The sequence below is a fragment of the Streptomyces hazeniae genome, from assembly GCF_031845485.1.
Lineage (GTDB): Bacteria > Actinomycetota > Actinomycetes > Streptomycetales > Streptomycetaceae > Streptomyces > Streptomyces hazeniae.
In genome coordinates this window covers 39,046-62,334 of sequence record NZ_JAVREQ010000031.1, presented here as the reverse complement: position 1 = coordinate 62,334, position 23,289 = coordinate 39,046, and the positions used below count along the sequence as shown (strand labels likewise).

Sequence of the window (23,289 nt, the reverse complement as noted above, 5' to 3'; positions counted from 1 at the left end):
CTATTTCGCAAGCATCGAGAACGGCGGGCGCCGCAGGTCGATGTGTCACAGGCGGGACGGCGACTCCGTGCCCGTTACTCATGCGGAGGTTCACCGCTCACCCGGTGGTCCGCATGACTGAGTGCTTCCAGGATCAGGCGCCGCAAGTGCCCGTCGCGCAAACGGTAGAAGACGTGACGCCCTTCCCGCCTTGTATCCACCATCCCTGCGAGCCGGAGCTTCGCAAGGTGCTGGCTGACCGCCGTCCTCGACGCCGTGCAGCGCTCCGCGAGTGAGCTCACATCCGCCTCTTTTTCCGCGAGCAGCCAAAGTAGATGCAGCCTGGTCGCATCGGCCAGCATCGCGAACACCTCCGCTGCCTCCGCGAGGCGGGCGCTGTCCGGAGCTTGCAGATGAGTTGTCGCCGCAGGTGGCGTCGGATTGCTCCCAGGCATATGTAGAGGGTAGACGCACCCGACAACTCTATAGGTGCGCAAGTGCGCACATGTGTGTATGGTTGAGTGTCGTCTGTCGTCGCAGGGAGCCCTTGCCGCATGTTTTCCGTATTGCGCAACCGCACCTACCGGCATCTGTTCACCGCACAGGTCATCGCCTTGACAGGAACCGGCCTGGCTACCGTTGCACTGGCCCTGCTCGCCTATGACATCGCAGGAGCCGATGCCGGCTCGGTCCTCGGCACTGCCTTGGCGATCAAGATGGTGGCCTACGTCCTGATCGCCCCCGTGATCACGGCGATAGCCGACCGGCTGCCCCGCCGAACTTTGCTGGTCGGAGCGGACCTCATCAGAGCTGCCGTCGCGCTGGTGCTCCCGTTCGTGGAACAGGTCTGGCAGATCTATGCACTGGTCTTCGCACTCCAGGCCGCCTCTGCCGCCTTCACCCCAGCCTTCCAAGCCCTCATCCCCGAGGTCCTACCCGAAGAACGCGACTACACGCGAGCGCTGTCCCTGTCCCGCCTGGCCTATGACCTGGAGAGCCTGTTCAGTCCGGCACTGGCTGCCGGCCTGCTCTCGCTGATGACGTACAACTGGCTCTTCATCGGCACCATGACTGGCTTCGTAGCCTCCGCTGTGCTCGTCGTCTCCGCCGTACTCCCCAAGCCGCACGCCGCACAGCCTGCCCGCAGCACCTTCGCCAAGGCGACTGCGGGCACACGTCTGTTCTTTGCCACCCCACGTCTGCGCGCTCTGCTCGCCCTGAATCTCGCCGTGGCTGCTGCCAGCGCGATGGTCACCGTCAACACCGTCGTCTACGTACGTGACCACCTCGACCGCTCCACAAGCGACGTAGCCATCGCGCTCGGCGCGTATGGCGCGGGCTCGATGGTCATCGCCCTGATACTGCCCAGACTGCTGGACAAGGTCCCGGACCGTTCCGTGATGCTTTACGGGGCACTGGGGCTCACGGCCGTCTTCGCAGTGCTTGGGGTGATCACAGCAGCCGCGAGTGGCGACTGGCGTTGGCCAGCACTGCTGACCGCATGGGCGGCTTTCGGCACGGCCTGTTCGATGGTGCTCACCCCCACTGGCCGGCTTATCCGGAGCGCCGCCGAACCCGAAGACCGTCCCGCCGCGTTCTCCGCGCAGTTCTCCCTTTCCCACGGTTGCTGGCTTCTGACGTACCCACTCGCGGGTTGGCTAGGAGCTGCAGGGCTACAGCCCGCAGTAGCCGTTTTGGGCGTCGTGGCATTGGCAGCGGCAGTACTGGCTGTCCGACTGTGGCCGAAACATGAGGCAGGGGTAGCCGCCGTGCACGTGCACACAGGCCTGGACCCCGATCACCCGCACCTCGCCGGTGCGGTACGGGTCCGGGAAGGATGGAAACACTGTCATCACCACGCTCGCGACGAACTTCACCCGCTACCGCACTGACGCAGCAAGGTGCTACTCAGCCGCGCCACGGCGAAAGCAGGCACCTGCCTTTCGAGGCACAGGCTCATAGCCCTACTGAGGCAAGAGCCCGGCCCGGATCCGGTAGCCGGTCGGTCGACCAGGCCGCTACACAGATCGCACGCAGCCCGTCACAGGGATCGCCGTTGCCACTTACCGACAGCGCGTCGCCCCCCGAGGTGACGGACCACCCGCCGCAAAAATAGACCTCCCCTCTCCGGACCACGCCGGCGTGCGGGGCAAGTAGGTCCCGAAGGTCGGCGGCCAGATAAGTGGGCCGCGCGTGCTCAGGGGCAGCGACCAGGGCCGTCGGGTCCGTGGCGCCGGTGAGCACCAGCAGACTGTCGATGCCTGCTGCACGGGCCCCCTGCACGTCGGTGTCCAACCGGTCACCGATCATCAAAGGGCGTCCCGCCCGCGTGCGAGAGAGAGCTTCCTGGAAGAGGGGTTCGGAAGGCTTACCGGCCACCATCGGAGAAACGCCCGTAGCTGTCCGCACCACACCCACAAGAGTGCCGTTGCCCGGGGCCAGTCCGCGAGGTGTAGGGACCGTCGCATCGGTGTTGGTCGCAATCCATGGAACGCCGCGAGCGACGGCATAGCTGATCTCGGCCAGATCCAGCCAGTTGACCTCGGGGGAGTAGCCCTGCAGCACAGCGTGCGGATTGTCCTCAGCGGATGCGACCACGCGCAGGCCACGTTCCTCGACGGCGGTGCGCAATCCCTCGCCGCCCACCACCAGGACAGGCGCGCCGGACCCGTACAACTCGAAGGCCAGCCGGGATGCTGCCTGAGCGGAGGTGACCACGTCCTCCGGAACGGCGGGCATGCCGATGCCGCTCAGATGCTTCGCCACGGTCTCGGGGGTGCGGGAGGCGTTGTTGGTGACGTAAGCGAGACGCATGCCCTGCCCCACCGCACCGAAAAGCGACGGTGCCGCGTGCTCGACAGCATCTGGACCCACGTAGACCACGCCGTCGAGGTCCAGCAGGGCCGTGTCGTACTCCCGGCAGAGAGGAGATTCGCATCCCCTTGCGAGATCATGCGACACGTCAGACATGCTTTACCTCCGCCTCATCAGTGGGCTCGGTCCCTTGCTCGACCTCGGAGGCCGCATCGTCCTGCCCGGCAGTTGAGTGTCGTCCTTTGTGGAAGAGGACGACGAGTACCGCTACGAGCCCGACGACTGCTGCCTGCGCCGCGCAGTACGCCCAGAAGTATTGGTCGCTGGAGTGCGACTTGTTGACCGACTCGTAGAGCCAGCCGCCTGCGGAAGCGCTAGCGAAGGCACCGATCCCGGCCGCAAGGCGCTGGTTTCCGAACACCGCGGCAGGGTTGCCGGGGGAGTAGCGCAGCGCCTCGAGCTCGTTCTTGAGGAAGAGAACCACCTCACCAAGACTGATCAATATCACGCCGCCGACGACTGCGACAAAGCCGGCGTGGGCTACCAGGAGAAGGCCGACTCCGAAGAGAGCGAAGGAGAGAGCGACCGCCGCCGGAAAATTCAGCGCGCTGATGCGCTTCGCCATCAAGGGCTGCAGCACAATCACAAGCACACCGTTGATGAGGAGCAGGGCACTGAACACCATTGGTGCGTACCGATCCAGGGCGTACACGCTCATGTAGTTCTGGAAAAACATGTAGATGTAGAACCCGAACGCGGCTGTGAGCACTGGAGGGATGAAAAGTGTCCTGATGCCGCCGAAATAGGGTGTGGAAGCTCGCTCCTCCTGCCTCTCCTGCAAGTCGCTTGGTAGCGCCCGGATATGCAGCAACGTGACGCCTGCGAAGATACCGGTCACGGCGACGAAAACCACGAGGGGGGCTCTCATGATGAAGAGCCCGGAGATCAGCGGTCCGAGGGCCATGCCCCCGTTGAGCGCCGAGTTGGTCAGGGAAAGAAAGAGCGGGCGCTGACCCTCGTCGCAGTCCTGTACCACATATGCCTTGTTTGCGGGCAGGTACAACGCTACGCCGGCGGAAGACAAGAGCAGCGCGGGTACCGAGATGGCGGGAGCGGCGAAAGCCGCCACGAAGAGGAGGAAGCTGAACGTTCGCACCGTCAACGCCAGCACCATGGTGCGCTTCAGGCCGAACCGGTCGGCCACCATGCCGCCGACCACACCACCCGACATCTGTACGAACGAGGCGACAGCGATGATGACGCCTACCGTGCCCAGGTCCATCTTCAAGCGCTCATGCAGGAAGAAGGACATGAACGGCATCACCATGAAGCCGCCCAGAGGGATGAGAAAGGACGCAACAAGCAGGAGGCGGAACCGCGAGGGAAGCTGCCCGATCTTCTTAAAACGTTGGATGCCAACGTTTGCCATCGCTGTACTCCACCCAGTAGTTCGTGCAGACCTCTTGAACCACCGCCTGCGCCGCGCCGTGGTCGGACGCCTCGAACCACACAGCTCCGTGCTGCAAATAGTCGAGGTTGTCCACCACCGGGGTGAGCGTCTGGCCAGGGCGGATGTTGATCTGTGCCGCGAAGACGCCGTCCAGGTTCTCTAGTACACCCGGATCGGCGACAGCCTTCACCTCACCCGCCGGAGCGAGGAGCCGGAACATCATGCACACAGACACTGGCTCCGGGAGGTGAGGTGCCTCCACCTGGTCACTGACCAGACTCGTGAGCATTGTGTCGATCTGCTTGAACCCCGTTGTCCGCTCGGCCATCTGGTAGATGCGGGCGCCACCGATACGCGTCTGCGATTCGATGGGATAGACGCTGCCGTCGGTGTCGATCATCACCTCTGTGTGGGCGATCCCCCAGTCAAGGCCGATCGTGTCAAGGAACCTCATCGCACAGCGCGCTAGCTTCTCGCCGGTCTCGTCATCGAAGGGTGGCGGTGGAGGGACCATGATGTAGCTGGTCACGGAGCTGCCCCGCCCCACGGTCTGCTCAAGGGAGAATGCGATGACGTAGTGTCGGCCGCCGAACGTCACGGTCTCGACGCTGTAGACGGCGTCGCTATCGATGCGCCGCTCAGCGAGGCAGGGACAGGTCTCGCCCCAGGAGTCGGAGTTGATGAGTTTCTTGACATCCTCCGGAGCCCTGAGGTGGTGCACGCTGGCGCTGCCGGCTCCCGTGATCGGCTTCACGATCACATCCGGGCCATGCTCGCGATAGAAATCCTCCAAGTCGATTGCGGAGGTGACCTTGCACCACGGAACGGCGAGGTCGTGGGCGCCTTCGAGCGCCTTTCGCGTCCACACTTTGTCGCGCGTGATCGAGGTGGGCCATGGGGCGAGGCCCTTGATTCCCAGCGCGTCCGCGATGACCGCAGAGGTCTCGATTCCGAATTCGCTGAAGGACACCACGCCCGTGTACGGGCGCTCTTCGTGCAGACGACGGGCGAGGGCCAGACACAGTGCAGGCTGCCCCACCGGCGCTTCCTGGACATGCTCACACTGGGCAAGTACGTCGGCGTCGAGCCAATACCCCGTCTCGGTCGGCCCGAAGTAGGTAAGGTCGAACCCGCAGTCGATCGCCTTCTGGATGCAGTCTGTCCAGCCGCCGATCATGAGGAGACGGGGCCTGCTCACTTGCCCTCCGGCTTCGTGTGGACACCGAGCTTTCCCAGCGCTGATACCACGTTATGAAGGGCTAGTTCCGCACTAGCGCCCGTCGCGAAGAGAACGGCGACTGCTCCGGTCTGGTCTGTCGTCGAGGGAACGAAGTCGCCAGGGCGTCGAAGCGGATAGAGAGTTGGCTCTCCCGGGTGATGGGCCAGAAGCTCCTCCCCGGCGAAGCCCTCGAAGACACCGACCTCCTGGGCGTAGACGAGGACTTGTGCAGTCCCACGCTGAGGCATCAGCTGTGCGTCCATCAGCGCTGGCCGCTTTCCCAAGGCCAGATCGATGAAGGCCTCGTGAACATTGACACCGAACGTCTGGTGGATCGATTCCCCAACGAGTGCTCCGCCCAGCCGCGGATTGATCTCCACGATCTCGAACCCCTCGCTGGTGACAATGAACTCGGTGTGAGTGAAGCCCTCCCGGTAACCCACGGTCGACAGGATGCTGCCGACCCAGTCCACCAACTCCTTCGCCTTGGCCTCGGGAAAGGCGACGGGGAAGCTGAGAGTGTCCTCGCGAAAGTAGGGTTCGGGAGACAGCGACCGGCTCGTGATGCCGAGAATGCGAGTTTCGCCACCCCACGACAGCGTCTCCGCGCTGTACAGAGGCCCGACGAAGTAGGGTTCCGCGGTGAGCGCGCCACCGCGGACCTGCGCCGACTTCCGCGCAGCATCGATCACCGGGCGGAGATCGCTGGGTGTCTTCACCAGCCAGACATTCTGGCTCGAGCTGCCGGCTACGTCCTTCACCACGCAGGGGTAGCCTAGTTGCTTGCTTACCTCCCCAGCCTCAGTGGTGTACGGGTCGAAGACCACACTGGGGGCTCGCGAGAACCCGTGGTTGTGTAGATGGTCGCGCAGCTCTCCTTTGCTGCGCAGGAGTGCAACCGCGTCGCCACTCTGCCGCGGCAGTCCCAGTTGCTCGGCCGCCTCGATAGCAGGCATGCTCCATAGATCTGTCATGCGGACGATGCCTTGAAGGTCAGCGATGTTGCGCAAGGCGGAGACAACCTTGACAACATCAGATGTGTCCACGTCTACGACGTTGACACCCACACTCTCTGCGCGCGCCAGTTCGTGCTGGTAGAAGCCTCTGTTGCAAGTTAACAGGAATAGATCGTGGCCTCGACTGCGAGCCGCATCAACCAAGTACCCCAAGCCGAAATTGAGCGTTTCGATGACGGCAATAGCCATCGGGTTTACCTCCATTGCTGGCAGCTGTTAACGCCATGGGCGAAGCAAGCGAGCGAGAACCGAAATGGCCACCTCCGTGCGCCGAACCATTACATACGGACGGCGACTGCCGGCCCCCCAAGCGGCATAGCTGAAGGTAGACGCTACACGAGACCCGGAGGGGGCTCAATGAAGGCTCTGAGGCCGGCAGAGACAGCCGCGACGTGGCAGAGAATAGGCCACGACAGGCAATAACGAGCCACCTGTTGCCACGAGCAACGTTCAGGATTTTGTTCCACTATGTCCGTTTGTCGATGTCGTGTTCGTATGTCTTGAAACTTGCAGTGGCTCAAAAGTGCCACTGGGGTCGAAGCGCCTTCCGGATGCGCGCATGGCCTCGTTAATTCCGGCCCTGATGCTGTTGCCAACTGCATGCAACAACGACTTTTGGGAAAATGGCAATGGGGTATTCCGCTTATCAAACCGCTTGACCGGTCCGATGCTGCGGTGGCAGGGTTACTCGGGCTCGCTGCTCAGCGCCATGCCTTGAGCTCCATGCACTGTTCGCACTTCACGAATTTCCGAGAAGGACTCTAGTTCGAAGTCTGTGCAAAAAACCGGGGGGACGAGCACGTGATCTCTGATCGCCGTAATGATAAATGCGCAAATCCCGGAGCCGTCGAATGCCAAGAGTCGTTGTTGGCGGCTGTTCGAAAAAAGATGACGGCAACGCCCTTATTTGAGCTACCGCTTCCCCGACGTCACCGGGCCGGGAGGCAGGTCTCGGGAGCCTCAGGGTGTAGCAAGATATCGGGCAATCTCGCATCGAAACTGAAATCCTGCAGTTCGACGTACGAAGTGCCACCCCACGCGGTCCTCTTGACGGCTTTCGCTGTCCTCATGCACCGCTACACCGGTAATGAAAGTATATGCATCAGGACCCGCCTCCGTGCTGGCGGCTCGGAACTGCGTCGCCATGCAGCGCCGGTCTGGTTCTCGGCCGGCTCCGCGGATACCTTCGCTGAGCAGCTTCGTGTCACTTCCCTTGCATTAGCCGACGCGGACGTTATCCCAGATACCGTGGCCATCGCTGACGTTCTCGCCTCTGCGCAGGTAGCCTGCTACTTTGGGGGCCCTGCACCCTCGGAAACGAATGACGGTCACAAAATCGCTGTACAGCTCGTTAGGGAAGTCGACGAGCCCGCAGCCTGGACCCTGCACTGGTACTGCAACGACACCGAAATTAGTGCCACTGCCTTCGAGCGCCTTGTCGGTCACTTCGGGGTCCTGCTGGAATCAGCTCTCACAGCACCGGAAGCCCCGCTCGGTGAATTGTCGATGCTTACGGCAGCCGAGCTCCGCCAACTGGCCGAGTGGACATCCACGGAGGCTGCGAATCCCGAAGGCACCGTCATCGACCTTCTGGAGCGCTGCGCAGCGCGCCTTCCGCACGCGTCGGCAGTAGTCGGTCCCTGGGGAGAGCTCTCGTACGGCGAGCTTGCCCGCCGAGTGACACACCTGGCTGGCCAGCTCCGAACCGCAGGAGTGACTCGTGGAACCAACGTCGGCGTCCTGATGCGGCGATCACCTGGCCTGTACATCGCCATACTGGCGGTTATGAAGGCCGGCGGCGCCTACGTGCCGCTTGACCCCGATCACCCACCGCAGCGCATCGCCACCGTGCTTGACGACTCATCTGCCTCTCTCCTCATCACCGATGGTGCCCCCGGCAGCCACCTCTGCTCGGGGGTCAGTCTCATGCAGGTCGACGCCGGAGGAACTGCAAAAGTACCTCTGTCCGGGCCGTGCACGTTAGAAGGGCCAGCTAGAGACGACGTCGCCTACGTCATCTACACCTCCGGGACAACAGGACTCCCCAAAGGGATACAGGTTCCGCACCGGGCGCTCGCGAACCTTCTCTGGCACTTCGATAATGAAATAGGGCTCCGGGAGGAAGACACCGTGGGCGGCATCACCACCGTCGCCTTTGACATGTCGGTGCTAGAGCTTTTCTTGCCACTCGTCCGCGGATCTCGTCTAGCACTCTTATCGCGTGAAACAGCTACGGACGGGCTGGCGCTACGCGACGCGCTAACCGAGTACTCGATCTCATTCATGCAGGCCACCCCCATGACCTGGCGCATGCTCATCGACGCCGACTGGCAAGGTGACAGTCGTTTCACTGCTGTGTGCGGTGGCGAGACGACACCGCCCGACCTTGCTGAGCAGATCCGGCAGCGAGTCGGCACTGCATGGAACTGCTATGGGCCTACTGAGACAACCGTCTGGTCGACCTCACATCGCATACAGGGACCCGCTAGCCCTATACCAGTCGGTCGTCCCATCGCCAACACAGTCCTGCGCGTACTTGATCGAAACGGACAACTGGTTCCTATCGGGCTTCCTGGCGAGCTGTACATCGGTGGCGCCGGCGTCGCATGTGGCTACCTCGGAAAACCCGATCTAACAGCCCAGCGATTCCTGCTGGACCGCCACGACACCGGCCCACACCGGAAGTTCTATCGCACCGGTGACATCGCGCGCTGGACCGAAAGTGGGGAGCTGGAGTACCTCGGCCGTACAGACCGTCAGGTGAAAGTCCGCGGCTATCGTTTAGAACTTGAGGAAATCGAAGCCGTCCTCAACCTAGACCCACGAGTTCGTCACGGCGTTGTCGACGTCCGCGAGAACGGCTCCGGAGATCAGCAGCTGGTCGGCTACATCGTCCCCGTCGAGCCGGGTGAACCAGAGCTCAGGGAGATCACGGCAAGGCTGAATCGCCTACTTCCGGATTACATGATTCCCCGGCCTCTCATGGCTCTGCCAGAGATTCCGCTGTCAGCCAACGGGAAGGTCCTCCGGAAGCAGCTGCCTTCTCCTCAGGAGACTCGGAGGCCACCCATGGTGCAGTCTTACGAGAGTGAACTCGAAGAGCGGTTGGCCAAAATATGGGCTGAAGTTCTTGCGGTTGAATGCGTGCTTCCAGAAGACAACTTCTTCGACCTCGGAGGGACATCGCTCCTCGCTCAGCGCGTAGCCGCCCGCGTTCGGGAAGAATTCCACGTTCGGCTCAGAATGTCTGCGCTGCTGCAACACCCAACCGTGCCCACACTCGCACAGATTCTCAAAGGTCGAGCTCGCCTCGTCTAACCATGCCACCCCCGGCATCACGCAGCTCAAGCAGAAAGCTGCCGATCCGGAGAACGCCGAATCGCTAGCCCGGCACACAAACCTGCTTGGAGAGAGCCATGTCTGATTCCCGTCAATCCAAAGAGGAAACCGGCCCTCTCTGGGACGCGATCGGCAAGTTCCGACGTGGTCGTGACGCTATTTCCGGGCTGGACAGTAAAGGCAACCAGAGCAGCGCCGGCTGGTTCGATCGCGACGTCATCTCTCTGGCCCACGGCGAGGGAATCCGCAGACCACACCCGACGGTCGTAGGAGCCGGCGTCACGGCGCTCCTGGATTCCGAGGAAAACTCCCTGGACAACTACCTCTACCTGCGCCGGGCCGATGACTTCGAAGACGCCCTCATCAACCTCTTCAAGAGCCAGGACATCCCCGAAGGCATCGCAAGCAACCTCTGCGTGGACAGCGGAGTAACCCGTCTCTTCTTCGGCTTCTTTCACGCCGTCGCCGAACCGGGCGACGTGTTCCTCACCGCCCAGACGTATTACCAAGGCATCAACATGTGGTGCGACCTGGCCAAGGTCCAGTTGGAAAGCGTGGAAACCGACGCCGAGCACGACCACAAACTGACCCGGGCCGCACTGGAGCACTGGTACGAACGCTACGTCTACACCGGTCGTGTACAACGACCTCGCGGGATCATTCTGTTCAACCCCAGCTACACCGGTGCGCTCTACGACGCCGATGAACTCGCCGCACTGGGCGAGTTCATCATCGAGCACGACCTCGTGGTACTGGAAGACGCCATCTTCTTCCGTACTGAGTTCCCCGGACACCGGTCCATCCGGCTCGCATCGCTGCCCGGCATGGCCGAGCGGGTGGTCACTGTGGATGGAGGTTCCAAAGCCTATGGCCTGGCTAACCTCCGCATTGGCTGGGCTTGCGGCCCCAGCGACGTCACGGAGCGCATAAACTACCACACGATGGTCGCTTCCATGACCATCCCCTCTCAGGTCAAAGCCATGGCCCTGGCGGCACTACGCGCTCCCGACGAATACCTCCACGGCAACGCCCGGGAATGCATGGCCCGTGCGGCACTCGTCACCGAATTGGTTCACGCCGTAAACGAAGAAGTCGCCCTCGCTCTCAGCTTCACCCCCCGCACTCCATTTCTGCGCGTAGCACATCAGCCAAAAGCCGGCCACTCCATACTCCTCGACGGCAACGGGATGCGAGGGCTGCGCTTGCCAGACGGTGACCTCATCGAGGACAGCACAGACGTAACCCGGTACTACCTCAAGGAAGAGAAAGTCTGCTTCTCACCGGCGATCTCCAACGGCTTCACCGACTGCATCTTGCGGGTGTCCTACGGCTGCCTGGGCTCCGAACACACCTACGCCCACCCGCAACGAGCCGAGACCACGGCTGCAGCCCGAGCCGTCCTGCATCACGCAGACCCTCGCGTATTCGGAACAGACCTCGACGACCGACTCCGACGGGCTGGCATCGACCCGGACTGGGCCTGTCCCGACGGCACGAACGACGGGTTCGAAGCAGGCCGTTCCATGCTCCGTGAAGCGTTCCTGAACCGCATCACCCCGGCCGCCGTGCGCCTGGCCCTGGACAACAAGGACGCCATCGATCCCCGCTGAGCGGCGAACTCCCTACCTAGTCCTCACCATCCGAAGGCAGTGAGAGAACCGGTATGACCTTCCAGGACACTTGGAACCACACCCAGGGCTCCTCGTACACCTCAGGAACGCCACTACAGCCCACACCGCTGCAGGAGGCGTACCTCGTCGGTCAGAGCGAGTACTTCGAACTCGGCAACGTCAACGCGCACCTCTACGAAGAGTTCGAGGTCACCGACCTGGACCTCGGCAACGCCACGCGCAGCCTGCGCACCCTCATCGACCGGCACGATGTCCTGCGGCTGGTAGCCCGTGCCGACGGCCGGCTGAAGGTACTCGACCGTGTGCCGACCTATGAGATCCCGGTGATCGACGCGACAGCTTGGGACTCCGAGAAGGTGGAGGAAGAACTCGCACAGACGCGGGACCGCTTCGCGCGCCAGGGGCCGCCCACTGACTGCTGGCCCCTGTTCGAAACGCTGTGCTTCCGGCTCGCCGGAGGCCGCTACCACCTCTTCGTGAGCGCCAGCCTGCTGCTGCTCGATGTCCACACCGAGGGACTATTGCTGTCGGAATTTCTTCAGCTGTACCGCGACCCCCACGCTCCACTGCCCCCGTGCTCCCTGACCTACCCCGACTACAGCGACTCGCTCCAAACCGAAGCTGCGGCTGACGAAGAAGAAGCATGGCAGTACTGGAGCGAACGGATCGCTGATCTCCCGCCCGCCCCAGAACTTCCTGTCCAGCAGGCCGACAGGCGCGAAGACGGATCTGCGTTCATCCGCCGGCGATACCGCATGAACGCCGACCAGTGGCAGAAGCTGAAGGACCGGGCCTCAGCCGCCAAGCTCACGCCCACCAGCGTGCTCTGCGCCGCCTACGCGCAGGTGCTGGCCCAGTGGAGCAAGAAGCCCAACTTCACACTCAACGTCCTCGCCTCACGACGCCTGCCGCTGAACGAAGACCTGCCTCACCTGGCAGGCAACTTCGGCACGACCATCCCCCTCGCCGTCGAATGCCAGAGCAACGCCTCCTTCACCGACCGCGCCCGCGCTGTGCAGACGCTCATGTGGGACGCCGTGGAATACGCAAGCGTCAGCGCCATCGACATCTCTCGGGAGGCCGCTCGCCTGCGTGGCTGGAACAGCCAGTCGGCGCTGCCCGTCGTCTTCGCCAGCGGCCTCGACATGGACACCACGGAGCTCGACAACCCGCCCTTCCCAGTGCGGGAAGTCAGCGGCGCCCTCCAGACCCCCCAGGTTCACCTGGACCACCAGGTCTACGAGTTCAACGGCGCCCTGGTATGCAATTGGGACGCGGTGGAGGGGCTGTTCCCTGACGGGCTGCTGGACGAGGCCCTCGACACCTACCACCACCTCCTCAACCGCCTAGCGAACGAAGAGGCGGCCTGGGAAGAACCGGCCGAAAGCCTTCTGCCCGCCCCGCAGGCACGTGACCTCCAGCCGGTTCCGACGGACAGCTGCCAGGGACTGCTGCACACCCAGTTCCTGGAGCAGGCAGCACACCACCCCGACCGTGTCGCCGTCGCCGCGAAGGGCCGGCGAATCAGCTACGGAGAACTGGCCCGCTGGTCCGCCGTCATTGCCGAGCGGTTGCGTGCTGCGGGAGCAGGGCCCGGAAGCCTCGTCCCGGTCGTCATGGACAAGGGGTGGGAGCAAGTCGCCGCCGTAATGGGCGTCGTCCGCTCGGGCGCCGGGTACCTGCCCGTCGATGCCGCCCTCCCCGCTACGCGCATCGAATACCTCCTGGGACAAGCCGAAGGTGGCATCGCGCTAACCCAGCCGTGGGTCGACGAGCAACTGAGCTGGCCCCCCGGGACGAAGCGTCTCATAGTCGACGAACACTTGGAGAAGAGCACGCCAGGGGACTGGCTGGCACCAGGCCCCGCCACTCCGCAGAGCCTCGCATACGTCATCTACACATCCGGGTCTACAGGACTGCCCAAGGGCGTGGCCATCGAGCATGCCGCCGCAGCGAACACCATCGACGACGTCAACACCCGGTTCGCCGTGACCGCGGCGGACAAAGTCCTCGCCCTCTCCTCTTTGAGCTTCGACCTGTCGGTGTACGACGTCTTCGGGCTGTTGGCCGCGGGCGGAACGATCGTGCTCCCGTCAGCGGACCGCATGCGCGACCCAGGCCACTGGCTGCAGCTGCTCCGCGACGAACACGTCACGGTTTGGAACTCCGTGCCAGCCCTGATGGACATGCTCACCAAGTACGCGGCGACAGCACCGAGCGCCGCCTCGGACCTAAGACTGGTCATGATGAGCGGGGACTGGATCCCCGTCACCCTGCCCGACCGCATACGCGCCGAGTTCGACGTGCAAGACGTCATCAGCCTGGGCGGCGCGACGGAAGCCTCCATCTGGTCAATCCTCTACCCCATCGGGCACGTCGACCCAGACTGGCGAAGCATTCCGTACGGCGCGGCCATGGAGAACCAGCGCGTCTACGTCCTCGACGACTCACTCGAACCCCGCCGAACCTGGGCAGTGGGGGAGCTGTTCATCGGCGGGGTGGGTGTCGCGCTCGGCTACTGGCGGGACACAGCACGCACCGAACAGCGCTTCATCACCCATCCCCGGACAGGCGCGCGGCTCTACCGCACCGGCGACCTGGGCCGCTACCTGCCCAGTGGAAACATCGAGTTCCTCGGCCGCGAAGACGGCCAGGTCAAGATCCAGGGCTACCGCATCGAACTGGGCGAAATCGAATCCGCACTGCAGCGGAACCCCGCCGTTCAGGACGCGGTCACCGCCTCCCACAAGACGGCCAACGGCAACGTCCTCGTCGCCTACGTGGTCCCGACCGAACCGCCGCTGAACGCCCAGCAGCTGCGCGAGGACCTTGCCACGCAACTGCCGTCCTACATGGTCCCCACTCGCGTGATCCCCCTCGACCGCCTACCCCTGACCAGTAACGGCAAAGTGGACCGCGGCGCATTGCCCGACCCGGACCTGCGGCACGAGAGCAACCGCCCGGAAGCGGTCGAGCCGCGTGATCACGTCGAGACCGGACTGGTGCGTATCTGGGAGGACATCCTCGATACGACCGGCGTCACCGTCGCGGACAACTTCTTCGACATCGGTGGCAACTCCTTCGCCGCGATGCGGGTCATCGCCGCCATCCGCCGGGACTTCGATGTGGACCTTCCGCTGTCGGTGCTCTTCGAGGGAGCGACGATCGACAGCCTGGCACGAGTCGTCCGCCAGGGCAGGACAACAGCTGACGAAGACTCCCAGCTGCTCGTTCCCATCCAGCCGGAGGGTAGCCGTCTTCCGTTCTACTGCGTGCACCCGGTGGGCGGAAATGTCATGTGCTACAACCCCCTCGCCCGGCTCACCGGAGGCGACCAGCCCTTCTTCGGGCTGGAATCAGCCGGGCTGTCCGCGGCATCGGTGGCCGAACAGAACGTCGAAACGATCGCCGCGTCCTATGCCCGTGCCGTGCTCGACCACAGCGCGGGGAGCCGATTCGCCATCGGCGGATGGTCCATGGGCGGCGTCATCGCCTTCGAAATGGCACGACAGCTGGCTGAAGCAGGACACCCGCCGGCTCACGTGGTGCTCATCGACACTCCCTTCCCCTCCTCGGGGGAGCCCACAGCTCCCCGCAAGGCCGACCTGGCACTGCGATTCCTGACCGACTTCCGCTCCGGTAAGCAGCCGGGGGACAACGAGGCAGCGCAACTCGCGCAGTGCCCGGACGCCGCCACCGCGCTGGACGTGGCCCGACTGATGATCCGCGCCGGCGGCCTGCCGGCGGACACCGACGAGCAGCAGGTGGCGAGGCTCTTCGCGGTTTTGGAAGCCAACACCCTGGCGCTCGCGCAGTACACCGCCGGCCCCTACAGCGGCCCGGTCCGGGAGTTGCGAGCATCCCACGGCGTCAGCAGCGATCACACGGCCGCTACCACCCCATGGGCATCCGTCGCTCCTCAGACCACGGTGCGGGTCTTCAACGGCGATCACTACTCGATCGTCCGCGAGCCCGCTGTCGTCGATGTGGCGCGGGAACTGTCCCAGATCCTCGACGGCCCTGGGAGCACCGATGCAGCTCACTGACCTTCTGGGCCCTGCCCTGCGTGACGGTTATGCCGTGCCCGCCTTCAATGTCGTAGACGGGGCAATGATGGCGGGAGTGGTCGCCGCCGCACACCGCGTGCACTCGCCGGTCATCCTCCAGGTCTCCGAGCGAATAGCCCGGGCACTGGGGCCCAAGCACTTCAAGACTTCCTTCGACCAGCTGGTCGCCGAGACCGACACCACGGCGATTTTGCATCTCGACCACTGCGGTGACCCCGCTCTTGTCGAGGCCTGCCTCAGCGCGGGCTGGGATTCCGCACTCTACGACGCCTCTCACCTCCCATTCGGCGAAGCCGTGCGCACCACCACCGAGGTAGTACGGACGGCAGAACGGTACGGAGCACAGATCGAAGGCGAGTTCGAGCGCATCGGGCGCGTGACTGTGGCCGACGAGCCAGCGGTCCGCCCCGTCTCTGACTCCGTCACGTTCATACGGAAGACCGGCGTCGCGTGCTTCAGCCCCGCAGTGGGCACCTTGCACGGCCGCTACGTGACGGCACCACGCCTGCAACCGGAACGCGTCGAGGAGATAGTGCGAGCCTGCGGGATACCGCAGGTTCTCCACGGAGCCACTGGCTTGGACGACGCCGTGCTTCAGGAATTCGTCGACAGAGGCGTCTCTAAGATCAACTTTTCGACAGTCCTGAAAGGTGCCCACACCGACGCAGTCCGAAGCCACGCCGCGGAACGGGGATACGAGCTGGAGCCCCTCAACCTCTTCCTGGACATACGCACACGGGTGACCAAAGTGGCAGAGCACTACATGGTCGTGCTGCAGAGCCATGGCAGGGCGTCCTGATGCCGGCATTGATCTTCGACTGCGACGGTGTCCTCATCGATACCGAGCAAGGCGGGCATCTACGGGCCTTCAACGAGATGTGGCGCGAGTTCGGCGTTCCGTGGCAGTGGTCTCCTGCCCAGTACGCCGCGAAGCTCAAGATCTCGGGAGGCAAAGAGCGTCTCCGCAGCCTCCGGCATGACGTCGACTTCCGCACGGTATGGGATGTGCCCACTTCCCCTTCCGCCTGGGAGCAGACCGTCGCCGCGTGGCATCGCCGCAAGACGGAAATCTTCCTCGACATCGTCCGAAGCGGAGGAGTCACACCAAGACCGGGCGTCCGCCGCCTCGCGGAGGAAGCAGCGAAAGCCGGATGGTCCCTCGCCATCGCCTCGGCAAGTGCTCAAAGGTCCGTTCAAGCCGTGCTGAAGCACGTCATGGGAAACGAGCTGGCCTGCCGTTTCACTGTGCTGAGCGGAGAGTCCGTGGCAGCCAAGAAACCGGCTCCAGACGTATATGAACTTGCCGCCCGTGCCATCGATGCCAAGCCGTCGGACTGCGTCGTGGTGGAGGACAGCCGCAACGGCCTTGTCGCCGCGTTAGCCGCGGGCATGACATGCGTGGTCACTCCCACGGAGCTCTCCCGCTCTGAGGACTTCTCAGGCGCAGCGCTCGTCATCACCTGCCTCGGAGAGCCGGCGGCCGAACAGGGGTCCGTCCTGGCCAATCCGCACGGCGTCCCGGTCGCCGACCACGTCGACCTCGGCCACCTGCGGCAGCTCCTTCAGACCGCCCAGATGTACCGAACAGCGCTACACCCCCTGCCCCACTCCAACCGACCCCCTACGGACACAAGCCGCCGAGCTCCCAGCGCCGTCCGCACCACCGATTCGTAACCGGAGAAACAAGAATGACGCAGCCCACTGTCATGATCGTTGGCCTTGGCAACATGGGAGGCCACGTCCTGGACATGCTGATCCGCAGGCCCGACAGCCCCCGCATCATCGTCGCCGGCCGAGACGCCGAATACCTCGAGCGCCGAGCGAACCTCTCCGTCCTCGCCGCGACGCACCTGGGCTACCAGCCGAACGTGGAAACCGCGGTCATCGACGTCCACGACATCGACCACACGGCCGAGACCCTGGCACACCTACGACCGGACATCATCCTCAGCACGGTGAGCCTCCAGGCGTGGTGGGTGGTGACCGAACTGCCCAAGCCGATACTCGACGAGCTCAACCAGGCCGAAATCGGCCCCTGGCTCCCGATCCAGCTCACCCTCATCTACAAGCTGATGCAGGCGGTCCGCGCTTCCGGCATCGACACCAAGGTGGCAAACGCCGCCCTGCCCGACGCCACCCACCGGATCCTCGACTCCGTGGGACTCGCCCCGGACATCGGCATCGGCAACGTCGCCAACGCCATACCCGCACTGCGTCGCGCAGCTGCCGAAGAACTCGGTGCACCGCTGCCGCAGGTGACCGTCCGCCTGGTGGCCGAGCACTTCGCCACCACCCGCCTTCCTCGCAAGGGCCACGCCGACGGGGCACCATTCCACTTCTCCGTGTACCGGGACGGCACCGACGTCACCCAGACCGTCGACGTGGACCAGGTCCTCAAGACAGCCGCAGCCCGGTACCCCCGCATCGGCGGAAAGGTGGGCGTGATGCTCACCGCCGCGTCCGCTGTCACCGTTCTCGACGCACTGATGAGTGAAAACGAGATCCTCGTCCACTCTCCCGGAGCGCTGAACCTCATCGGCGGCTACCCAGTCTGGGTCAGTAACAGCAGCGTCTCGCTCGCCCTGCCCGACGACCTAAGCCTAGAAGAAGCCAAGCGCATCAACATGGGCGGACTCGTCTACGAGGGCATCGACGAGATCCGAGACGACGGTTCGGTCCGCTACAGCGAGAAGAACATGGCCGTCATGAAACGGGTCCTGGGCTACGAGTGCTCCACCATGCGCCTCGAAGACAGTGAACACCAGGCGGAAGAGATCGCCGCCCGCTACGCCCAGCTCGTCGAACGCGTCGGCACCGCCTGACTCCGAACCCCATCCCCCCCCAGGTGCCTTCAGCCCTGCATGGCCCGAGCGCACTGCCCCTGGAGCAGCCACATGGACATCACTCCCCAAGAGCACGGCAAGTTCGGAGCAACAGTGGAAGGCTTCGACGCCCTCATCTCTCCGGACGACGACGTCGAGGCCATTAAGCAGACCGCCTACACCCAGAAGATCGTTGTTCTTAAGAACCAGAAGCTGACTCCCCAGCAGTTCGTGGCGCTGGGACGCCGATTCGGTGAGCCCGAGGTGTACTACCAGCCGATGTACCACCACCCCGAATGCAAGGAGATCTTCGTCTCCTCCAACGTCCCGCAGGACGGGGAACGAGTCGGTGTACCGCAGACCGGAAAGTTCTGGCACTCCGACTATTCGTTCATGCCGCGACCCTTCTCACTCACCTTCATCTATCCGCAAGTGGTGCCGAAGAAGAACCGAGGCACCTACTTCATCGACATGGGACGCGCCTACGCGAGCCTGCCAGAGCGACTGAAGCAAGCCGCTGCCGGCACCCGCGCCCGTCACAGCTCCAAGCGCTACTTCAAGATCCGGCCCACCGATGTCTTCCGGCCCATCGGCGAGATACTGGCCGAAATCGAGAAAGAGAACCCGGACGTCTTCCACCCCACAGTGGTCACGCATCCGGTGACGGGCGAAGAGATCCTCTACATCAGTGAGGCGCTGACGCACGAGCTAATGCAGAAGGACGGCACCCCGGTGGACGAAGACGTCCTCCAGGAGCTGTTCGATTCCACAGGGCAGCGGGATACGACGTTCACGCACGACAACATCCATCTGCAGAGCTTCGAAGAGGGCGACCTGCTGATCTGGGACAACCGCAGTCTGATCCACCGGGCGCTCCACACCAGCACCCCGGAGCCGGCGGTGTCCTACAGGGTCACCGTGATGGATATCCACGACTGGTGACAAAAGCGGTCCGGCGGCGGACCAGACCCCCCAGGCCGGTCCGCCGCAACGCATGCGTCAACTCAACCCCGCCACCCCAGGGAGCGATGTGTCCCGCCGCCTGTTCACCTCGGAGTCCGTGACCGAGGGCCACCCCGACAAGATCGCCGACCAGATCAGCGACACCATTCTCGACGCCCTGCTCAAGGACGACCCGACCTCCCGCGTCGCCGTCGAGACGCTGATCACCACCGGTCTGGTCCACGTGGCCGGCGAGGTCACCACCAAGGCCTACGCGCCCCTCTCCACCCTCGTGCGCAACAAGGTCCTCGAGATCGGCTACGACTCGTCCAAGAAGGGCTTCGACGGTGCGTCCTGCGGTGTCTCGGAGTCCATCGGCGCGCAGTCCCCGGACATCGCCCAGGGCGTCGAGGAGGCGTACGAGAAGCGGGTGGAAGCTGCCGCCGCAGGTGAGGACACCGACGAGCTGGACAAGCAGGGTGCCGGCGACCAGGGCCTGATGTTCGGCTACGCCTGCGACGAGACGCCCGAGCTGATGCCGCTGCCCATCACCCTGGCGCACCGCCTCTCCGAGCGGCTCTCGGCCGTCCGGAAGAACGGCACCATCCCCTACCTGCGCCCCGACGGCAAGACGCAGGTCACCATCGAGTACGACGGTGACAAGGCGATCCGTCTGGACACCGTCGTGGTGTCCTCGCAGCACGCGGCGGACATCGACCTCGACTCCCTCCTCGCCCCCGACATCCGCGAGTTCGTGGTGGAGCCGGAGCTGAAGCAGCTCGTCGAGGACGGCATCAAGATCGAGACCGAGGGCTACCGGCTGCTGGTGAACCCCACCGGCCGTTTCGAGATCGGCGGCCCGATGGGCGACGCCGGGCTCACCGGCCGCAAGATCATCATCGACACCTACGGCGGCATGGCCCGCCACGGCGGCGGCGCCTTCTCCGGCAAGGACCCGTCCAAGGTCGACCGCTCCGCCGCCTACGCGATGCGCTGGGTCGCCAAGAACGTCGTCGCCGCGGGCCTCGCCACCCGCTGCGAAGTGCAGGTGGCGTACGCCATCGGCAAGGCCGAACCGGTCGGCCTCTTCGTGGAGACCTTCGGCACCGCCAAGGTCGAGGTGGAGAAGATCGAGCAGGCCATCTCGGACGTCTTCGACCTCCGCCCGGCCGCGATCATCCGCGACCTGGACCTGCTGCGCCCGATCTACGCCCAGACCGCCGCCTACGGGCACTTCGGCCGCGAGCTGCCGGACTTCACCTGGGAGCGCACCGACCGCGTCGACGCACTCCGCCAGGCCGCGGGAGTGTGACGTGACCAAAGTCCAGCATGCCACCAGGCAGTGGCTCCTCTGCCGCCGCCGCAATCCCGACGCCCAAGTGCGGATCTACTGCTTTCCCCACAGCGGGGGCTCCCCGGGCGAGTACGTCCGCTGGGCAGATGACCTGCCCGACGCGGAGGTCTGGGGCGTTCAACTGCCCGGGCGCGGCAGCCGGACGTCGGAGAACGCCATCACCGACATGCACCACCTCGTCCAGGCTCTTATGACACAGCTGGACTTCCCGGAGCCATTCATGTTCTTCGGACACAGCCTTGGCGCGCTCATCGCCTTCGAAACAGCCCTCCGGCTCTCCACGGAGGAACGAGTCACCCCGAACTGTCCTCTGCTGTCGGCGATGTGGCCGCCGCACGCACAGGTAACGAGGCCCGAGGTGTCGCACCTGGACGACGCGGACCTCCTCGCCTTCGTCGACGGGAAGTACGGAACGGTCCCCGAGGAGATAAGGAACGACCCGGACATGGCCGCGCTCATGGCACCGGCCTACCGCGCGGACCTCCAGCTACTCGCTGCCTACCGACACCAACCACACGCGCCGCTCGACATCCCTATGACCCTGTTCGGCGGAACAGAAGACCCGATCTCCGGAGAGCTGGCCGGCTGGCGTGAACACACACGGCATGAACCGCACACGCACCTGTTCCCCGGGGGCCACTTCTACTTCCGTGACCGCCCTCGCGACTTCATGACCGCACTGCGCCACACCGTCTTCTGCTAGCCACTCGCACCCGCCTCCAGCCACGACAGAGAGGGACCTTATGGACGCCCTGGCCGAAGCCGCCATAGCCGGCGCATCTCCCACCGCGCTCGAGGACGAAGACGTACCCACCCTGTACACGGCTGCGCACCTCCGTGCCGAGGACGTCGGAATGTTCGACGGAACGGACGACGAAGACGTCCGTCGCTCGTTGCGCATCGGAAACGTTCCGATGCCGAGCCTCGCACCGGATGAAGTTCTCGTGGCGGTCATGGCGAGCTCCATCAACTACAACACAGTTTGGTCGGCCACCTTCAAGCCGCTGCCCACCTTCAACTTTTTGAAGCGATACGGCAGGCAGAACGCCGACGCCAAGCGCCACGACCAGCCCTACCACGTCGTCGGGTCGGACGCTGCGGGCGTGGTGGTGCGGACGGGGGCGGGCGTACGACGCTGGAGCATCGGCGACCACGTGGTCGTCTCCTGCATCCAGGTAGACGACCACGAGCCGGCGACCCATGCCGACAGCATGCTCGGAGCAGAACAGCGCGCATGGGGATACGAAACGAACTTCGGTGGTCTCGCTCACTACGCGGTGGTAAAAGCGAGCCAGCTCCTGGCCAAGCCGGGTCACCTGACATGGGAAGAGTCGGCCAGCACCATGCTGACGGCCGCGACGTCGTACCGGATGCTCATCAGCGACAAAGGTGCACGGATCAAGCTCGGTGACGTCGTACTGATCTGGGGAGCAACCGGAGGGCTGGGCGCCTTCGCGGTCCAGCTGGTGAGGCAAGCAGGCGGTATTCCCATCGGAGTCGTCAGTACCGAGGCCAAGGAGCGAGCCCTCCGCGCACTCGGGTGCGACGTCGTCATCAACCGCGAGGAAGCCGGCCTGACCGGCGACTCGAGACCCGAGCAGACCATCGAGCAGGGGAAGCGTCTCGGCCGGCTCATCCGCAAAGAGGTCGGCGAGGATCCTCACGTTGCCTTCGACTACGTGGGAAAGGCCACGTTCGGAATCTCGGTTTTCGTGGTCCGCCGCGGCGGAACCGTGGTGACCTGCGGCTCCAGCACCGGATACCAGCACCAATACGACAACCGCTACCTCTGGATGAATTCCAAACGCATCCTTGGCAGTCACGCGGCCAACCTCAACGAGCAAGCTGAATGCAGCCGGCTCTTCGACCTTGGAAAGCTGTCCCCAGTTCTGTCCACCGTCTACCCACTGGCAGAAGCAGGCGAGGCAGCCCGGCTCGTTCAGCGTAATCAGCACATGGGGAAGGTAGGAGTTCTCTGCCTCGCACCGAAGGAAGGCATGGGAATCACAGACCAGACGCTGAGAGACAAGATTGGCGAGGCACAGATAAACCCATTCAGAGTCGCCTGATGCTGGAGTTGCCCCGCTGACCCAGAAGGAGAGAGAGTGTGACTTCTCAGCAAACGCTGCCCGCAGACCTGAGTTCTTTGGAAGCCGACAAATTGCTGCTCGACCGCGTGCTCGAGCCGTATAAGACGAACTGCCGGTACCTCAAGACCGCACGTGTCGAGCAAGGTGACTGCCTGACCCTCCACGCCACGTTCGAGATACCCGAATCCTGCTATATCGCCGCCACCGGGCATTTCAACTCGGTGGAGTTCAACATCTGCTACAACCAGATGGCCTACTACCTCATCGCCAAGGCCGCCCAGGAGTCGCTCATCGAGCCCTTCGACTCCTGGACCATGGCGGACTACTGGCAACGCCAGCTCCCGAACGTCCTCATCGCGGACTTCCAGAGCAAGTTCCGCAGGCCCATGCAAGGCGCCGCCTTCTCTGGCACCCTGACCTTTTCGAAGATCACCCAGCGCAGCGGAGACCGCCCACTGGTGATCATCGAAACCGTGTGTGGGTATTCCGACGGCGCCGGTGGGCACGCCGACGGAGCCGTCAAACTCGTCATCACCAACCCACCCTCACCCCGTTGACGAGGACAC

17 protein-coding genes are annotated in these 23,289 nt (G+C 64.1%); 12 read left to right on the top strand and 5 right to left on the bottom strand.

Annotated features, from left to right (window positions below; all coding sequences use genetic code 11):
• Positions 1-74: 74 nt before the first annotated feature.
• Positions 75-434, bottom strand: coding sequence for an ArsR/SmtB family transcription factor (locus tag RM572_RS25740; RefSeq protein ID WP_311675778.1), 360 nt, complete (start codon positions 432-434; stop codon positions 75-77).
• A 99-nt stretch (positions 435-533) separates the two neighbouring features.
• On the opposite strand from RM572_RS25740, the gene RM572_RS25735 reads away from it, so the two are divergent.
• Positions 534-1,871: an MFS transporter gene (locus tag RM572_RS25735; protein ID WP_311675777.1), complete on the top strand. Its 1,338-nt coding sequence runs from the start codon at positions 534-536 to the stop codon at positions 1,869-1,871.
• Positions 1,872-1,935: 64 nt separating this feature from the next.
• Here the strand turns inward: RM572_RS25735 and RM572_RS25730 are convergent, their stop codons facing one another.
• The 4 genes from RM572_RS25730 to RM572_RS25715 are packed head-to-tail and all read right to left on the bottom strand — an operon-like array spanning position 1,936 to position 6,667.
• On the bottom strand, positions 1,936-2,949 hold the full coding sequence (locus RM572_RS25730) for an HAD-IIA family hydrolase (RefSeq protein WP_311675776.1): 1,014 nt from the start codon (positions 2,947-2,949) through the stop codon (positions 1,936-1,938).
• Positions 2,942-4,222: an MFS transporter gene (locus tag RM572_RS25725; RefSeq protein ID WP_311675775.1), complete on the bottom strand. Its 1,281-nt coding sequence runs from the start codon at positions 4,220-4,222 to the stop codon at positions 2,942-2,944. The genes RM572_RS25730 and RM572_RS25725 overlap by 8 nt, the downstream gene beginning before the upstream one ends.
• A complete protein-coding gene (locus tag RM572_RS25720) occupies positions 4,194-5,420 on the bottom strand; it encodes a hypothetical protein (RefSeq protein ID WP_311675774.1) in 1,227 nt (408 codons plus the stop codon). The genes RM572_RS25725 and RM572_RS25720 overlap by 29 nt, the downstream gene beginning before the upstream one ends.
• Before the next feature lie 17 nt (positions 5,421-5,437).
• Positions 5,438-6,667, bottom strand: coding sequence for an ATP-grasp domain-containing protein (locus tag RM572_RS25715; protein WP_311675773.1), 1,230 nt, complete (start codon positions 6,665-6,667; stop codon positions 5,438-5,440).
• Between the two features lie 879 nt (positions 6,668-7,546).
• Here RM572_RS25715 and RM572_RS25710 point away from each other — a divergent pair.
• From RM572_RS25710 to RM572_RS25660, 11 genes are all read left to right on the top strand, one after another.
• On the top strand, positions 7,547-9,796 hold the full coding sequence (locus RM572_RS25710; RefSeq protein ID WP_311675772.1) for a non-ribosomal peptide synthetase: 2,250 nt from the start codon (positions 7,547-7,549) through the stop codon (positions 9,794-9,796).
• A gap of 98 nt (positions 9,797-9,894) precedes the next feature.
• Positions 9,895-11,427, top strand: a complete 1,533-nt coding sequence (locus tag RM572_RS25705; protein WP_311675771.1) for a pyridoxal phosphate-dependent aminotransferase — start codon at positions 9,895-9,897, stop codon at positions 11,425-11,427.
• Positions 11,428-11,480: 53 nt separating this feature from the next.
• Positions 11,481-15,494: a non-ribosomal peptide synthetase gene (locus RM572_RS25700; protein ID WP_311675770.1), complete on the top strand. Its 4,014-nt coding sequence runs from the start codon at positions 11,481-11,483 to the stop codon at positions 15,492-15,494.
• Entirely contained in the window at positions 15,481-16,314 is an 834-nt protein-coding gene (locus RM572_RS25695; protein WP_311675769.1) for a class II fructose-bisphosphate aldolase, read from the top strand. Before RM572_RS25700 ends, RM572_RS25695 begins: the two co-directional genes overlap by 14 nt.
• Positions 16,314-17,189: an HAD-IA family hydrolase gene (locus RM572_RS25690; RefSeq protein ID WP_311675768.1), complete on the top strand. Its 876-nt coding sequence runs from the start codon at positions 16,314-16,316 to the stop codon at positions 17,187-17,189. The genes RM572_RS25695 and RM572_RS25690 overlap by 1 nt, the downstream gene beginning before the upstream one ends.
• Positions 17,190-17,203: 14 nt before the next feature.
• The gene (locus RM572_RS25685) at positions 17,204-18,337 is read left to right on the top strand and encodes a Rossmann-fold NAD(P)-binding domain-containing protein (protein ID WP_311675767.1); all 1,134 of its coding nucleotides are present in this window, start codon (positions 17,204-17,206) and stop codon (positions 18,335-18,337) included.
• 72 nt (positions 18,338-18,409) lie between these two features.
• A complete protein-coding gene (scoE, locus tag RM572_RS25680; RefSeq protein WP_311675766.1) occupies positions 18,410-19,279 on the top strand; it encodes a (3R)-3-[(carboxymethyl)amino]fatty acid oxygenase/decarboxylase in 870 nt (289 codons plus the stop codon).
• A gap of 88 nt (positions 19,280-19,367) precedes the next feature.
• Entirely contained in the window at positions 19,368-20,591 is a 1,224-nt protein-coding gene (metK, locus tag RM572_RS25675; protein WP_311675765.1) for a methionine adenosyltransferase, read from the top strand.
• A 1-nt stretch (position 20,592) separates the two neighbouring features.
• Positions 20,593-21,336, top strand: a complete 744-nt coding sequence (locus RM572_RS25670) for a thioesterase II family protein (protein ID WP_311675764.1) — start codon at positions 20,593-20,595, stop codon at positions 21,334-21,336.
• A 40-nt stretch (positions 21,337-21,376) separates the two neighbouring features.
• Positions 21,377-22,702, top strand: coding sequence for a crotonyl-CoA carboxylase/reductase (ccrA, locus tag RM572_RS25665; protein WP_311675763.1), 1,326 nt, complete (start codon positions 21,377-21,379; stop codon positions 22,700-22,702).
• Positions 22,703-22,740: 38 nt separating this feature from the next.
• Complete coding sequence (locus RM572_RS25660; protein ID WP_311675762.1) at positions 22,741-23,280, top strand: FcoT family thioesterase; 540 nt, start codon at positions 22,741-22,743, stop codon at positions 23,278-23,280.
• Positions 23,281-23,289 lie beyond the last annotated feature (9 nt).